The following is a 16,026-nucleotide window of genomic DNA, read 5'->3' on the forward strand; positions in this document are numbered from 1 at the left end:
CCATGACCACTTGTTGTCACATGATCCAAAGGCCCTGCGCAAAGCCATCATTAGGGTAACAATGGGAATTGCTGCTCCCGGATCGCCCAGGCAACCAGAGCTGCCTCACACGCCGGCCGCACGTCATGGACCCGAAACAGCTGGACCCCTTGTGCCACACCAAGGGCAATGGTCGCCAGAGTTCCATAGAGACGCCGGCGCGGATCATCCTGGTGGAGAATCTTGCCGATAAAACTTTTACGCGATGTACCGAGCAGAATCGGACATCCCAACTGATGCAAAGCCGTCAGATGCTTCAACAGTAACAGGTTACCCGCAACATTTTTGGCAAAACCGATGCCGGGATCAACGGCCAACCGTTCGGTAGAGATACCGGCTGACCGAGCCCTGGAAATGCTGCCCTGTAAATACTGAAGAACCTCAATGAGCAGATCCTGATAGTCGGTATCCTTCTGCATCTGCTGCGGAGTCCCGCGAGTATGCATAAGAAAAAGACCGGCGCCGGCGGCGGCGGCCACCGCTGCCATACGGCTATCAAAACTCAGGCCACTGATGTCATTGACAAAGTTTGCACCAGCAGCGAGAGCAGCACCTGCAACCGTGGCTTTGTGGGTGTCAATTGACAAGGGGATAGAGGTGTGGCGTCGCAATCCCTCAATGACCGGAATCACCCGCTCAAGCTCAACTTCTGCGGACACGACCGGTGCCCCTGGCCGGGTACTTTCACCACCGACATCGAGGATGGCAGCCCCCTGCTCAGCCATTTCCAGGCCGCGTTCAATGGCCGCTGAAATCTCAATATAATCACCGCCATCGGAGAACGAATCGGGGGTCACATTGAGAATCGCCATCATGCGAGGTCGGGTCAGATCAAGAACACAGTCTCGTCCAACCAGAACAGTGGCGCGAGGTGACTCATTCACTCTTTTGTCGGTGTGTCCTTATCACTGTCCTGCTTGGCATCATGCTGTTCCGGTGATTGCTGTGGTCGCTCTTCTCCTGCAGGCTGCCGGGGAGGTTCTGACCCTGACGCAACGTCATCCTGCGAGGGCTTCCCTTGTCCTTCGACATCATGATCGTCAGGTTGCGGCGATGGTGTCTGCTCGTCGGTTTTTTCAAAAACAAAACTGTCGGCAGCCTGCTCACTCACCTGTTTTTGCAGGTAATCCGGAAGACCATCCGGGAATACGACAGCATGAATCTCATGGGTGTCAAGAGTTTCCTTTTCAAGCAGGAGTTCGGCCAGAGCCACCAGTCGATGCTGATTTTCCTTCAAAAGCCTGGTCGCTTCAACATAGTTCTCCTTGATAATGCGACGTATCTCATTATCGATATCAAGCGCGGTCGCCTCACTGTAGTTCTTGCCCGTGCTCATGTCGCGGCCAAGGAAGACTTCCCCGTCTTTTTCTCCGAACACAACAGGTCCGATCTTTTCACTCATACCCCATTCACACACCATCTTGCGTGCGATCATGGTGATCCGCTCGAGATCGTTACTGGCGCCGCTGGTCACCGAGTCAAAGGTGATTTCTTCGGCAATCCGGCCACCCAACATAGAACGGATACGGATATTAAGCCCCTTGTTGGTCTCGTTATATTTCTCTTCGGCCGGAAGATACATAGTCACCCCCATGGCGCGTCCGCGGGGGATAATCGACACCTTGTGAACCGGGTCGGAGCCGGGGGTCAGTAATGAGATCAGCGCGTGACCGGCTTCATGGTAAGAGGTAACCTTTTTTTCCTCTTCGGTGATCACCATCGAGCGCCGTTCTGCACCCATCATCACCTTATCTTTGGCTGCCTCAAAATCGACCATGTCGACCTCTGACTTGCCCCCTCGAGCAGCGAGCAACGCAGCCTCATTGACCAGGTTAGCCAGATCGGCACCGGAAAATCCGGGGGTACCCTTGGCCACCAGTCCGAGGTTGACATCTTCCGACATGGGAACTTTGCGTGAGTGGACATGCAGGATCTTCTGCCGTCCCTTGACATCGGGGCGGGGCACCACCACCTGACGATCAAAACGACCGGGACGCAGCAATGCCGGGTCGAGGACATCCGGACGGTTGGTCGCTGCGACCAGGATAACCCCTTCATTAGACTCGAATCCGTCCATTTCGACGAGCAACTGATTCAGGGTCTGTTCACGTTCGTCGTGACCACCACCCAAACCGGCGCCGCGATGCCGTCCTACGGCATCGATTTCATCGATAAAGATAATGCAGGGCGCATTCTTTTTTCCCTGGACAAACAGATCACGAACGCGGCTGGCGCCAACCCCGACAAACATCTCGACAAAATCAGAACCGGAAATAGTAAAGAAGGGAACTCCAGCCTCGCCGGCCACCGAACGCGCCAACAGGGTTTTGCCGGTTCCTGGAGAACCGACCAGCAACACTCCTTTGGGGATCTTGCCGCCAAGCTTGGTGAATTTTTTCGGATCGCGCAGAAACTCGACAATCTCTTCGAGCTCCTGTTTCGCTTCGTCAACCCCGGCGACATCCTTAAAGGTCACCTTACCGGCAGTATCGGTCAGGAGTTTGGCCTTGCTTTTGCCGAAGCTCATGGCCTTGCCACCACCCGATTGCATCTGCCGCATGAAAAAGATCCACACCGCGATCAACAGCAGGATCGGCCCCCATGAGATCAGCAGGGTAAACCAGAAGCCCTGGTCATCAACCGGTTTGGCTTCAATAATAACGCCGCGCCCTTTTAGTTGCGGCAACAGCTCTTCGTCGCGGGGGATGTGGGTCAAAAATTTGCTTCCGTCCTCCAGGGTTCCGGTCAGTTGACCCCCCTGAAAAAGCACGCTGACCACTCGGTTATCTTCAACCGCACTCAGAAACTCGGTATAGTTCATCGGTCTCTGGGTTTCCTGCTTTTGCGTCATCATATTGAAGAGCATGATCATCAACAATGAAATGACCAGCCACAAAGCTAAGTTTTTCTGAAATTGGCTCACGTATCGACCCCCTGTCGGGTAATTAAAAAACAACTTGGACGCTCGACTGCAGCTTCGAGAAAACAGCTGAAACTAGCAGGAAAACCTACCATAAAGAGAATGTACCCACAAGGCTTAATGTCTGCTTTTTCGCCTTATCACAACAACTCAAGCCGCACCGGCCTAACCGAGAGGGGAGTAACAACGCCAAAACCTGATCGCTGCAACCCGGCGACCCACAGCAGGGTTTCCCCCGCAACCACCAGGGGCGTTCGCAGACGCTCTTCTTTCTCGATTTTTAAATCAGAAAACAGCTGCTTTAGCCGCTTGTGACCGGTCATTCCCAGCGGCACAAAACAGTCCCCAGGGCGCCAGGTTCGTACCGTCAGGGGCCGATCAAGCACAGCCTGATCGACATACACCCGGTGGCGGGTTTCTATCTCAACTTGCTCGACCACTGTTGCCACCAGTTTGCGCCCATCAGGCAGAAGAATCTCGCCGGGAATCTGCAGCGCCACATCATAGCGCGGCGGCATCGCTGGGGCAGCAGTGCGCACCCACAAGTGTTCATAGCGACGCGCCACCCAGCAGCCCGGCAAATCAAGCTGGGCCTGACTGCGGGCACCGGTCAGCAGATCATCAATGGCCTGCAGATGAACCGCCTCGATGCCATGCAAATGACCACGAACCTCGAACAATGCCGCGCGCAACAAACGCAAACGCAGGGCGGGATGAAAACCGAGCAACGGCGACCGCTGCAGACGCAAGCCATCGTCGCAGGCGACCCGGATTGACGGGAAATGTGTTTCGATCTGATAACGCCAGAAATCTTCTTCGACCGCAACCTGGCGGCTCAGAACGACCATCCGCTCGGCAAACTGTGGGTTGATATCCTTAAGCCGCGGCACAATCTGGTGACGGATCCGGTTGCGAACAAACAGTGGATCCAGATTGCTGGCATCTTCGCGCCAGGATAAGGATTGCCGACGGGCGTAATCGAGCAATTGCCGGCGACTGCAAAAAAGCAGGGGCCGCCACCAGGGGAGATCAAGTTCTGCCATCCCACTCAGGCCGCTGATACCGGTGCCACGGGTCAGTCGCAACAAAAGGGTTTCGAGTTGATCATCACGATGGTGGCCTAGAGCGATTAACTGGGCACCCGTTTCTGCCGCCACCTGCTCCAGAAGTCGTCGCCGCGCGAGACGGCCGGCCATTTCCAGACTGATTTTTCCCTGCTGTGCCAACTTCGCTACATTACAGGATTCACTGTGGCAGGGAATATTGAGTTGCTGACACAAGGCCTCAACAAAGCGAGCATCGTCATCCGCTTCAGGGCGCATACAATGATTGAGGTGAACAGCGCGAAGGATCAGGCCGCAACGGGCGGCAACCCGCTGCAGCAGATGCAGCAGGACCACTGAATCTACGCCTCCTGACACCGCGACCACAATCGAATCCACCGTATCCGGCAAAGATTTCAGTATTGCTTGTTCGAGACAGGGACCGGTCATCAACAACCCCAGGTGAGCGCTAATAAAAAAAGCCCTTCCAGACGGGAAGGGCTTTTTTTATTGTGGTGGCGGTGCAGAGATTCGAACTCCGGACACTGCGGATATGAGCCGCATGCTCTAACCAACTGAGCTACACCGCCAAATCTATATCATCTCCAACCGTAACCGAAGATTAGTGATTTGGTTGCGGGAGAGGGATTTGAACCCCCGACCTTCGGGTTATGAGCCCGACGAGCTACCAGACTGCTCCATCCCGCGACATGAGCACTGGAAAATAATCTTCGGACCAGCAAATGTCAAGAGAAAAAAGCAGCTCAACACCGACAAGATCAACGGGTGTGACGGGTCACCAACCCCTCAATCTGCTCTTTATCAAGGATAACCTGGCGTGCATCTCCGGCGGTGGCTGAATCGGCAAAAGGTCCGATACGGACCCGATACCAGATCCCGCGTTCACCGAGATCCGCTTCAGCAAGAAACACCGGGTAGCCCTTGTCGAGCAAGCGCTGACGCAAGGAGGCTGCATCCGCAGCTGAGCCAAAAGAGCCGACCTGCACCACATGGCTGCCCTGCGCTGCAACCGGCGGCAAGATCGGATCGGCAGACGCTGGTGCAGCGGCTTTGGATACCTGCTGCTGTGCTGATTGCACCGGCACTGCCTGAGCCAAAGCTTGCGTCACGCTACCCCGCGCAACAATCGGTTGGTCTGCCAGCTCCAGCGGCGGCGTAATGGCTGGCGACCGGGCTTCTTCAGGCGGGGGCTGATTGATACCACTGCCCAAAGGGGAGGAATCACGAACCAGATCATCATAAAAACTCAGCCGGGCATTTTCCACAACCGTGTCAACGAGTGCCCCCTTTTCACCCCCTGGTGGGTCAACCCGGGGCGCAGTGGCAGCCGGCACCGGTGGAGCTGCCGGGACCTGAACGATTCTCACCTCTTCCTGCTGGTCCTTGACTTGCTGCGCAAAGCCACGTTCAGCACCACGTCGCCCAGTGGTTACCCCAAGCACGAAGCTGAGCAACGCAACCAGCAACAACAGCGCCAGAATAATAATGGTCTGACGCTTCTCCAAGCGTCTCTGGGTACGGGTTTTTGTTTCAGTCTGCATCATTTACCCCCTTGTTACGAGTCCCCTTTTTTACATTTTTTCCGGGGCCGACACCCCAAGCAAGCTTAAGGCATTCGCCAGAACAATCCGTACCGCATTAACCAGATACATGCGGGCACTGGTAACCCGCACATCCTCATCCAGCACCCGGTGGCGATTATAGTAGCTATGCAACAATGCCGCCAGATCCTGCAGATAGAAGACCAGACGATGGGGCTCATAATGCAGAGCCGCCCCTTCTACTGCCTCCGGAAAACGTGACAGCTGCCTGATCAGGGCAATCTCATCATCCAAGGTCAAGCGGGAAAAGTCAAACTCTTCCCGACTGGGCGGCGCCATCCCAACCTCGGCAGCATTACGATTGATACTGCAGATCCGCGCGTGGGCGTATTGCACATAATAAACCGGATTATCACTGCTGTTCTGCTTGGCTAACTCGAGATCGAAATCAAGCTGACTGTCGCAGCGCCGCATCAAAAAGAAGAACCGGCAGGCATCTCGTCCAACCTCATCAATAACCTCACGTAAGGTAACAAAATTACCGGAACGTTTTCCCATCACGAAGGGCTGACCGTCGCGCAACAGATTGACCATCTGGATCAAGAGGACCTCAAGGGCCTCGGCCGGCAGGCCAAAACCCTTCAGCATCGCTTTCATGCGCGGGATATAGCCGTGATGATCGGCACCCCAGACATCAATGACCCGGTCAAAACCACGGTCAAATTTTTCCAGGTGGTAAGCGACATCAGAAGCAAAATAGGTGTAGCTACCATCGGACTTGATCAGTACCCGGTTTTTATCATCCCCGAAATCGGTAGTACGCAGCCACAGGGCCTGATCTTCTTCATAGGTCAGCCCCTTTTGCTTGAGGCGCCCAAGCTCCTGCTCAACCATATTACGGTCGTAAAGACTCTGCTCGCTGTACCAGTTATCAAACTCGATACCAAAGGCCCTAAGATCACTGTCAATCCAGGCTAAAATCTGCTCTACGCCGAAACGGGTACAACAGCTGATCGCCTCTTCTTCACTGAGATCAGCAAGTTCACCTTGTTCCTGACGCAGGCGCGCCGCCAGTTCGGTGATATAAGCAGCCTGGTAACCGTCCTCTGGAAAATCAACGACTTCACCCTGTAATTCGCGCAAACGCAGCAGGATCGATCGCCCCAGGGTCTGCACCTGATTGCCGGCATCGTTGATGTAATATTCACGCTGCACCTCAAAGCCGGCCGCCGCCAGGATTGATGCCAACGCATCGCCTACCACCGCCCCGCGGCCATGACCGATATGCAGTGGCCCGGTCGGATTAGCACTGACAAACTCGACCTGAACCTTGATCCCGGAACCTACTTGTGACCGGCCGAAGGCGCCCTGCTCGGCATCGATGCGATGGAGAACAGTCGACCAATAAGCCGCCGCAAGGCGGAAATTAATAAACCCCGGCCCGGCAATGTCGACGGTGTCAAACAGGGCATTCGCACGCAGAGCAGCAACCAGTACCTCAGCAATCTGCCGGGGAGGCGTACCCTCATGGCGAGCCAGCATCAGCGCCAGATTACTCGCGTAATCACCATGTTCCGGATTTTTTGGCACCTCGAGCTGGATTTCAGCAGGATACTCCCCAGAGCTCAGGGTCCCTTGCTGATAACAGTTTTCCAGCGCCTGCTTGAGCGCTGATCGAATATCATTCTTAATCACTTACTGCCTCTTTCTTTAAGTGTTTCGGTCGGGACAAAATAGATCAGTTCCCCCTCGCGCACCATCCCCAGACGGGTGCGGGCAAGCTGCTCCCAGTAGTCCCGGTCATTATTAAGCCGTTCGATCTCCAGGCGCAGTTCCTGCTGTTGGGTCTGCATCTCTCCTAACCGTTGCTGCAGTTCCTGCTGTTGGCGCTGCGCCTGCACGATCCGCAGGACGCCGCGATTACCAAACACGGCATAGGCAGCCAGCAACAGAATAAGCACCAGCAGGGCAAGGGTCAGCAGATTATTCCTGCCGGACAACCCCGATTCACGTCCCGATCCCAAGCATCTCCCCGTTCATTTGAGTCATTATTGTCGCCTGTCACCCAGGGTCTCAAACCAACCGACCAGGGTCAATAACAACAACCATCGATTAACCACCGCCCAGACCACCACTGAAACCACCAACTGAACCGAGTCCAAGCATACTGAAGGTCAACATGAAGGATTGCTCACCATCGGTGCGGTCACGCAAGGTCAGCAACAGGCTCCAGCATTGCCGGCGGTATTCGATGCCGATCCGTTCCTCGAGGCGATCGTTGGTGAAAAAATCGTAGCGTTGCTGATAGGTCAGATAAATCGGCTGCAGAAACCCCAGTCCGAGATTGACCTCACCATAGTCAAGGTCAGTGCGGCGGTCAATATTGTAACTGACCCGCAGATAGTTTTCGGAACGATCGGCAACCTGCCCTTCAACCAGCAACTCTTTAAGTTCGTTGGTGCGTGAATCAACGATCACATCCGTCGCCAGACGCACTTGCGGCACCGGCAAGAGGGTTAGCTGGGCGCGAGCCTCACCGAAACCTTTCGCCGTCTGATCCTTACTCAGATGTTGCAGCAGGGACAAGCGCAGATAAAGCCAGTCGCGGTATTGCCGCTGACCGGTCTCATCGTCCAGGCGCGCCCGCAGGCGCTGCACCAGAGCATACTCAATTCGGTTTTTAGGGGCAATCCGGTCAAAGGAATCAAATCGCGGGATATGCTGTTGATCTTTTTCCGGAATATAATCATAGATGACTTCCGGATTGATGGCATGACGCACCCGTCCGACAGCACCAAAGGGCAGATCGTAGGTGCGTTGCAATGGCGGCGTTGATACCCGGGTAGTGACCTCGAAGAGTCCCGTTTGTTGCGTCGACGATTCCTGGTCAAGATCCCAGTAATAGCGCTGCCGATAGGCCACTGAAGGGTTCACGCTGAGCAGATTAAACAGCCGTGGATTAACGCTCACAACCGGCCGCACCATCAACCGTTGCCCGGACATCCCTTCACGCCGCCAGAAATGGGTATACTCGGAGCCCCACTCATAGGCCAGCGCAGTGTTGCCGATGGCAGTGCGGGCAATATTAAAATTGATCCGTGGCAACAGCTGCAGGGTCGTACGCTGATCGGTCTCAAGATTTTTGGTGTATTGCAATATACTCACCAGGTTCGCACGTCGCCAGTTACGGCTCAAGGAAAAGGTTGACTGCACCTGATCCCGATTATAGTCACCGGCAACCTCACCAAAATCCTTGAAATACTCGTCATCATTGACATATAGGGCGTCAGCCACCATCCGTATCCGACCCGGCAGGGTTCCGCTATGGATCCATTCAAGGGCATAACGCTCTTCGTCGACTCGCACATCATCGACCTCTTGCACGTCGATATGATAGACACGCGCCTCGCCGGCATTGTCACGACCAAAGATATAGCGGTATTCCAGCCCCTTGCCGATCCCCATTTTAGACAGGTAATCGAGATAGAAGGTGGCATCCTGATTGACCCCAAGCACCTGATAATAGGCAGCGCCGTAACTGAATCCACGTTTTTTGGAGTAGCCCGCAGAAGGTATCAACCAGCCTGATTCGCGTTCGGTTTTGGCCGGATAAACCATATAAGGAAAGTACAGCGTGGGGATATCCTTGAGATAAAAAACCATATGGCGGGCACGCGCATACCCCCCCAGGCTCACATCGATTTTACCGGCACCAAACTTCCAGTCCGGCACCGTACCATCACAGGTAGTAAAGGTACCCGATGTTATCCGGTAATCGTCTTCCCCCAGTTGCTCGATGGTGCTGCCGCGAACATGGAGATTTTCCTCCAGCAGATAAAAATAACCCTGGTCAACGCGACCGGTTCCGGCGTCAAGGTTGTAGCAGGCGGTAGATCCGGTCAGGGTTTCCGTCGGTGAAAGAAACTGAACATTACCGCTGGCTTCGACTTCGCCGGTGGCGCGACTCCAGCTCATCTGCTCACTGAGCACCTGAAGTTCACCCTGGTTCAACCTGACATCGCCGCGGGCCTGATAAAGCTCGGCCTCATGATCGTAACTCAGCTCATCGGCTTCGAGATAGACGGGTTCTCCCATGACCACCACGCGACTGCGTGCCTCGACGCCCGGGGCAGAAGAAAGACCAATCAGCAGCAGCAGTATCAGATGGCGAATCAGCATAAAAATTATGTCCAAAAGGTAATACGGATCAACGCATGATCGGAGTGACATCCGTTCGGACCACCAGCTGTTCACGAATGGCGGCAACCAGAAACAAGGATCCGGCAACCACAATCAGCTCATCCGCAGCCCGTGACTGTCTGGCCGCCGCTAAAGCTGCGATCGGTTCAGCAAAAGCCTGCGCCGCAACAGCATGATCAGCGGCGTGCCCACATAAAAGTTCGGTATCCGCAGCATCCTCAACCGGTGGCCGGGTAGCATAGAGCGCTTGACAAAAAGGCAGCAGCAGATGGAGCATCGGCAGCACCTGCTTGTCAGCTTTACAGCCAAAGATCAGATGCACCCTAGCCAGATGTTGCTGCCGCAGATAGTCAGCGAGAATCGCTGCGCCGGCCTGGTTGTGGGCACCATCGAGCAGCAACTGCGGCGACAGCCACTCCAGCCGCCCCGGCCAGCACACCCGTTCGAGTCCGGAACGAACAGCTGAGGGCTCGAGTTCGACTCCGATGTCACGCAAATATCCGGCAGCGGCCGCAGCCAAAGCAAGATTCTGGTGTTGATGCAAACCGGGCAGAATCGGTCGAACAGCCTTCAGTTCAAAGGAGCCGACCTGCACATCAAACTCCTGCGGCCGCGATTGCCAACTGTAATCGCGTCCAGGGAGCAGCAGCCTGCTGCCCAACAACTGCGCACGCTGTGCTAATACCTCCGCCGCTTCCGCGTCCTGACAGGCACTAATCACGGGCACCCCCGACTTGACAATTCCGGCCTTTTCCCTCGCCACCTGGGCCAGGGTTTCACCGAGATGACGGGTATGATCTAGAGCAACCGGGGTGATCAGGCATAGTTCCGGAACAACCGCATTGGTGGCATCCAGGCGTCCCCCCATGCCACATTCCATAATCGCCCAGCTGACACCATGACGTTGAAAAGCGAGCAGCGCCATGGCAGTCGTCACTTCAAAGAAGGTTGCCTGCAGCTGTTCAGCGTGGGGGCGCAACTCCTTGATCAGTGCTACGATCTCATCAAGCTCAAGCTGTCGGGTATCAACCCGGATACGCTCGGTAAATTGATGCAGATGGGGTGAGGTATAGAGACCTGCAGAGATTCCCGCAGCGTGAAAAACAGCGGCCAGGGCGGCGGCGGTTGAACCTTTACCGTTGGTTCCGGCGATGTGCAGGATCCGCAGATGGTGCTGCGGGTTACCAACACGATCCAGCAGCTCGGTGATTGTTTCGAGACCCAGTTTGATGCCGAAAAACCGCAGGGCATACAAGTAGTCAAGGCTGTCGCGATGGTCTGGAAGCATCGCCTGCGATCAACTTCTGGTGAAGATACGCAAAATCTGTGACAAGCTCTTTTTCATTTCCTGGCGTTTAACGATCATATCAACCATACCATGTTCGAGCAGATACTCGGAACGCTGAAACCCCTCCGGCAAGGTCTGGCGGATCGTCTGCTCGATGACCCGGGGTCCGGCAAATCCGATCAGTGCGCGCGGTTCGGCGATATTTAAATCGCCAAGCATGGCAAAACTGGCGGTCACTCCGCCGGTAGTCGGATCGGTCAGCACCGAAATAAACGGAATGCCGGCGGCTTTAAGACGCGCCAGGGCCGCACTGGTTTTTGCCATCTGCATCAACGACAGAATACTCTCCTGCATCCGTGCGCCCCCCGACGAGGAGAAGATCAGCACCGGAGCCTGGGTTTCCAACCCTTTTTCAATGGCCCGGGTAATTTTCTCACCAACCACGGAACCCATACTCCCCCCCATGAAGGAGAAATCGAACACGGCCACCACCACCGGCAGACCATCGAGTTGACCCTCGCCGCAGATGACCGCATCACCGTCACCGGCTTTTTTGACCGCAGCCTTGATCCGCTCCTTGTATTTTTTGGAATCCTTGAAATCGAGAAAATCGACTGAACGCATTTTGGCGTCCATCTCCACAAAAGTTCCGGCATCGATAATCAAATCGATACGTTCCCTGGCCCCGATGCGAAAATGGTAGTCACACTTCGGGCAAACGTTGAAGTTACGTTCAATCTCTTTGCAGTAGATAATTTCCTGGCAGTTTTTACACTTGGTCCAGACCCCTTCAGGGACCTGAACATTTTTTTTCTCCACTGAAGCCGTCAACGACTTTTTCTTACGAAACCAGACCATGCTCAACCTCTTTAGTGGTTCGTGAACCAGCAGATGTCATGCTTTTTAAGCAGCTCCAACACTTAAAATGAATCGTCAAGCGGGAATCACAACCTCTTAATTTGAATTGTTTTTTTTGCAACCCTGCTTCAACGACTCGGTAAAGGCTGCAACCTTGTCCAGCAAAGCCTCATCCGACCCATGCTCGCCGATGATCCTGACCAGGGCACTGCCGACCACGACCGCATCGGCAAATTCAGCCACCGCCTGAACATCGGCAACGGTACTGATCCCGAAACCGACGGCTACCGGCACCGGGGACAGGGTTCTAAGCTCTACCACCACATCGCGAATAGCTGCCGGCGCTACTGCCTGGGTTCCGGTGACCCCGGTCATCGACACATAATAGATATATCCTTCGGCAGCCGCCGCCAGGCGCTTCGTTCGTTCCGGCGGGGTGGTCGGCGCCAGCAGGGTAATCAACGGCAAACCGGCGGCGGCGGTCGCCGGTTTGACTTCATTGGTTTCTTCCGGTGGCAGGTCAACCAGCAACAAACCGTCGACACCGGCTGCCACGGCATCTCGGGCAAAGCGCTCCACCCCATATCGAAAAACCGGGTTGTAATAACCCATCAACACGAGTGGAATCTGCAGTTCACGGCGGGCCTGGGCGACCATGTCCAACACCGTCGTCAGGGTCGTACCGGCTGCGAGGGCGCGTTCCGAAGCCGCCTGAATCGTCGGTCCATCCGCCATCGGATCAGAAAAGGGCACACCCAGTTCGATGATGTCAGCACCGGCGGCCGCGAGGGTTCGAATCAACTCAAGGGTCCGCTGCGGGGAGGGATCTCCGGCCGTGATAAAGGGAATCAGCGCCGCTTCGCCCCGTTTTTTTAATTCCTCAAAGGTATGTTGCAGACGTGACATAACATCCTGGTTCATGAGCAACGTTGGCTAGACCATTAACATTTTTGACAACGACAGATCACCATAGACGATTCTGCGCGCGCGTTTCAATCATTTTTTGTAACTACGGGTTATTACTGCGCGGCGTTCCCGCCGCTACCACCCGGGCCCGAGCCCCCCGGCTTTTTGCTACGCCGTGGTCGACGGCGCTTGCGCGGGTCGACGGGCTTTTCCAGCACCGGTCGCTTTTTTTTCGGCCGCGCGCGTTTATAGGTAAAGCAGAAATCTTCATCCACCGGAACGTCACTGGGGATCTTAAAGCCCAGATAATCTTCAATTTCCGGCAGCACATAGACGGTTTCTTCATCAGCAAAGCTGATCGCCCGCCCGGCTGCGCCCGCCCGCGCGGTACGCCCGATCCGGTGAACGTAATCTTCACGATCCTGAGGCAGGTCATAATTAATAACATGGGTTACCTGATCAACATGAATCCCGCGCGAAGCCACATCGGTAGCAACCAGGTGGGTGATACTGCCAAGCTTGAACTGATCCAGGATCCGCATCCGCTTTTTCTGCGGAATATCCCCGGACAGCACAGCACTGGACAGATCGTTAACCTGCAGCAGGGCATCGAGCTTTTCCGCCTCGATCTTGGTATTGACGAAAATCATCACCCGCTCGGCGTTCTTTTCCTTTTTCAACAACCCGAGCAACAGAGCGAATTTTTCCCGCCGGGTGACATGGTACAGCACCTGCACAATCCCATCCGCGGAAACCTGTTCGGGCGCAATTTCAACCCGCTCGGCCATGTTCATAAACTCATAGGCCAACTCCATCACCTGGGGCGACAGGGTTGCTGAAAAGAGCATGGTCTGGCGTTTTTCAAAGGGGGGCAACTTGCGTAACAGGTAGCGCAGATCCTTGATAAAGCCCATGTCAAACATGCGGTCAGCTTCATCAATCACCAGCGCCTCAACCTGATCAAACGAAAACACTCGCTGCTTGAAGTAATCAATCAGCCGGCCGGGAGTGGCAACGATAATATCGACACCATCGCGCAGGGCCTGGCGCTGCTTTTCGTAATCAACCCCGCCAAAGATCGGCTGGATCTTGATCCCGGTATGGCGCCCGAGCAGCTCGGCATCCTGACAAATCTGCACCACCAGTTCACGGGTAGGTGCCATCACCAGGGCCCGCGGGCTGGAACCGGACGGGCGTGGATTTGCCAGCAACCGGCAAAAAATTGCGATCAGAAAAGCGGCGGTTTTACCGGTACCGGTCTGGGCCTGGGCGGCGATATCTTTGCCCTGCAGAGCTAAGGGTATCGATTGTTGCTGAACCGGGGTTAAATGTTCGAATTCGGCATCCGCAATCCCCTGCAGTAGTGTTGCAGGCAAATCTAATTCGGTAAATCTCATTACAACTCGACTTTCATCGCTTGCGCGACCGTATTGATATCCTTGTCTCCCCGACCCGAGAGACATACAAGGATGATCTGATCTGGGCTCATGGCAGGGGCCATCTTGATCACCTGGGCAATCGCATGGGCACTTTCAAGAGCGGGAATAATCCCTTCGATCTCTGTTAACTTACGAAATGCGGCCAACGCTTCGTCATCCGTCACGGCAACATAGCAGGCGCGCTCAATATCATGGAGATGGGCATGTTCCGGGCCGACACCGGGATAATCGAGGCCGGCAGAAATGGAGTGGGCATGCTGAATCTGACCGTCAGCATCCTGCAGCAGGCTGGTTTTGTTACCATGGAGAACCCCTGGCGAACCGGCGCCGAGGGAAGCCGCATGTTTGCCGGTTTCGATGCCCAGCCCTGCCGCCTCAACCCCCAGCAAGCCGACCTCGGAATCGCCGATAAAGGGATAAAACAGACCGATAGCATTGGAGCCACCGCCGATACAGGCGACCGCAGCATCCGGCAACCGACCCTCGGTAGCCAGGATCTGCTCTTTGGCCTCAGTACCGATAACCGCCTGGAAATCACGTACCATCATCGGGTAGGGATGGGGACCGGCCACCGTCCCGATGACATAAAAGGTATCACGCACATGAGTCACCCAGTGGCGCAATGCATCATTCATGGCGTCCTTCAAGGTTGCTGTGCCGCTGGTGACTCCGGTCACCTTGGCCCCGAGCAGCTTCATGCGAAAGACGTTCAGCGACTGCCGCCGGATATCTTCCGTGCCCATGAAAACTTCGCACTCCATGCCGAACAGGGCCGCTACCGTCGCAGTAGCCACGCCATGCTGGCCGGCCCCGGTTTCAGCAATGACCTTTTTCTTGCCCATGCGCCGCGCCAGCAGAATCTGGCCAACGGTGTTATTGACCTTATGGGCACCGGTATGGTTGAGATCTTCACGCTTGAGGTAGACCTTTGCCCCTCCCAACTCGGCGGTCAGACGCTCGGCAAAGAACAGTGGACTGGGACGACCGACATAGTTTTTCAGATAATAATCGATTTCCTTCTGGAACGCGGGATCGTTGCGCGCCTCGGCGTAGGCGGCCTCCAGTTCAAGGAGAGCCGGCATCAGGGTCTCAGCAACATAACGACCGCCATATTGCCCAAAATGTCCACGTTCGTCAGGATATTCGTAGCTCATGCCATCCTCACCTGTTCAATAAATTGGGCCACCAGGGTCAGGTCTTTGTGCCCCGGTTCCCGCTCAACACCGCTGGAAACGTCAACGGCATAGGGTTTGACCAACTGAATCGCCGTAGCCACATTAGCCGGATTAAGACCACCGGCCAGAATCAGCGGCTTGTTCAGTGTAGCACGACGCACCAGTTGCCAATCAAACTGACGCCCGGATCCACCGTAATGTTCATCACTCCAGGCATCAAGCAATAACGCCGCTACCGGATAGTCATCCAGACGGTTGAGAGAATGCTCATCCCGCACCCGCAGCGCCTTGATGACCGAATAAGGGGGATGAAGATGACAGTCGGCGGCCGTTTCATCACCGTGCAACTGGATCAGCTGCAAGCCGGTCTGCACCATAATCTGATGAATTTTTACCGCCGGCATATTTACAAACAGCCCGACAGTTGCAACAAAAGGCGGCAGAGCAGCGACCATGTCAGCAACCGCTTCCGGTTCTACATAGCGCGGGCTGGCCGGGTGAAACACGAAACCCAGGGCATCGGCGCCGGCCGCCACAGCTCCTTGAGCGTCATCCATATTGGTGATACCGCAAATTTTAACACGGGTAACAGCCAT

13 protein-coding genes and 2 tRNA genes are annotated in these 16,026 nt (G+C 55.3%); all 15 read right to left on the minus strand.

Features of this window, described 5'->3' with window-relative positions; genetic code table 11:
- Positions 1–50 precede the first annotated feature (50 nt).
- On the minus strand, positions 51–923 hold the full coding sequence (gene folP / locus ICT70_RS03760) for a dihydropteroate synthase (protein ID WP_337906630.1): 873 nt from the start codon (positions 921–923) through the stop codon (positions 51–53).
- Positions 920–2,962 carry an ATP-dependent zinc metalloprotease FtsH gene (gene ftsH, locus ICT70_RS03765; protein ID WP_337906631.1) on the minus strand — a complete coding sequence of 681 codons (2,043 nt, stop codon included), beginning with the start codon at positions 2,960–2,962 and terminating at the stop codon, positions 920–922. The genes folP and ftsH overlap by 4 nt, the downstream gene beginning before the upstream one ends.
- 137 nt (positions 2,963–3,099) lie before the next feature.
- Positions 3,100–4,452: a tRNA lysidine(34) synthetase TilS gene (tilS, locus tag ICT70_RS03770; protein ID WP_191154050.1), complete on the minus strand. Its 1,353-nt coding sequence runs from the start codon at positions 4,450–4,452 to the stop codon at positions 3,100–3,102.
- Positions 4,453–4,515: 63 nt separating this feature from the next.
- Positions 4,516–4,592 (minus strand) — tRNA-Met (locus tag ICT70_RS03775).
- Positions 4,593–4,633: 41 nt separating this feature from the next.
- A tRNA-Met gene (locus tag ICT70_RS03780) sits at positions 4,634–4,710 on the minus strand.
- A gap of 71 nt (positions 4,711–4,781) precedes the next feature.
- The gene (locus ICT70_RS03785; protein WP_191154051.1) at positions 4,782–5,567 is read right to left on the minus strand and encodes an SPOR domain-containing protein; all 786 of its coding nucleotides are present in this window, start codon (positions 5,565–5,567) and stop codon (positions 4,782–4,784) included.
- A gap of 27 nt (positions 5,568–5,594) precedes the next feature.
- Complete coding sequence (gene argS / locus ICT70_RS03790) at positions 5,595–7,259, minus strand: arginine--tRNA ligase (protein WP_337906632.1); 1,665 nt, start codon at positions 7,257–7,259, stop codon at positions 5,595–5,597.
- A complete protein-coding gene (locus ICT70_RS03795; RefSeq protein ID WP_191154052.1) occupies positions 7,256–7,588 on the minus strand; it encodes an FtsB family cell division protein in 333 nt (110 codons plus the stop codon). Before ICT70_RS03795 ends, argS begins: the two co-directional genes overlap by 4 nt.
- A gap of 88 nt (positions 7,589–7,676) precedes the next feature.
- Positions 7,677–9,743 carry an LPS-assembly protein LptD gene (locus ICT70_RS03800; protein WP_191154053.1) on the minus strand — a complete coding sequence of 689 codons (2,067 nt, stop codon included), beginning with the start codon at positions 9,741–9,743 and terminating at the stop codon, positions 7,677–7,679.
- Between the two features lie 28 nt (positions 9,744–9,771).
- Complete coding sequence (locus ICT70_RS03805; protein ID WP_191154054.1) at positions 9,772–11,052, minus strand: bifunctional folylpolyglutamate synthase/dihydrofolate synthase; 1,281 nt, start codon at positions 11,050–11,052, stop codon at positions 9,772–9,774.
- A 9-nt stretch (positions 11,053–11,061) separates the two neighbouring features.
- Complete coding sequence (gene accD / locus ICT70_RS03810) at positions 11,062–11,910, minus strand: acetyl-CoA carboxylase, carboxyltransferase subunit beta (RefSeq protein WP_191154055.1); 849 nt, start codon at positions 11,908–11,910, stop codon at positions 11,062–11,064.
- Positions 11,911–12,006: 96 nt separating this feature from the next.
- Positions 12,007–12,816, minus strand: coding sequence for a tryptophan synthase subunit alpha (gene trpA / locus ICT70_RS03815; protein ID WP_191154056.1), 810 nt, complete (start codon positions 12,814–12,816; stop codon positions 12,007–12,009).
- A 113-nt stretch (positions 12,817–12,929) separates the two neighbouring features.
- The gene (locus ICT70_RS03820; protein ID WP_191154057.1) at positions 12,930–14,213 is read right to left on the minus strand and encodes a DEAD/DEAH box helicase; all 1,284 of its coding nucleotides are present in this window, start codon (positions 14,211–14,213) and stop codon (positions 12,930–12,932) included.
- A complete protein-coding gene (trpB, locus tag ICT70_RS03825; protein ID WP_191154058.1) occupies positions 14,213–15,409 on the minus strand; it encodes a tryptophan synthase subunit beta in 1,197 nt (398 codons plus the stop codon). The genes ICT70_RS03820 and trpB overlap by 1 nt, the downstream gene beginning before the upstream one ends.
- On the minus strand, positions 15,406–16,026 hold the full coding sequence (locus ICT70_RS03830; RefSeq protein ID WP_191154059.1) for a phosphoribosylanthranilate isomerase: 621 nt from the start codon (positions 16,024–16,026) through the stop codon (positions 15,406–15,408). The genes trpB and ICT70_RS03830 overlap by 4 nt, the downstream gene beginning before the upstream one ends.

Origin of the sequence: Pelovirga terrestris, assembly GCF_014773365.1 — a bacterium.
GTDB lineage: Bacteria > Desulfobacterota > Desulfuromonadia > Desulfuromonadales > Geopsychrobacteraceae > Pelovirga > Pelovirga terrestris.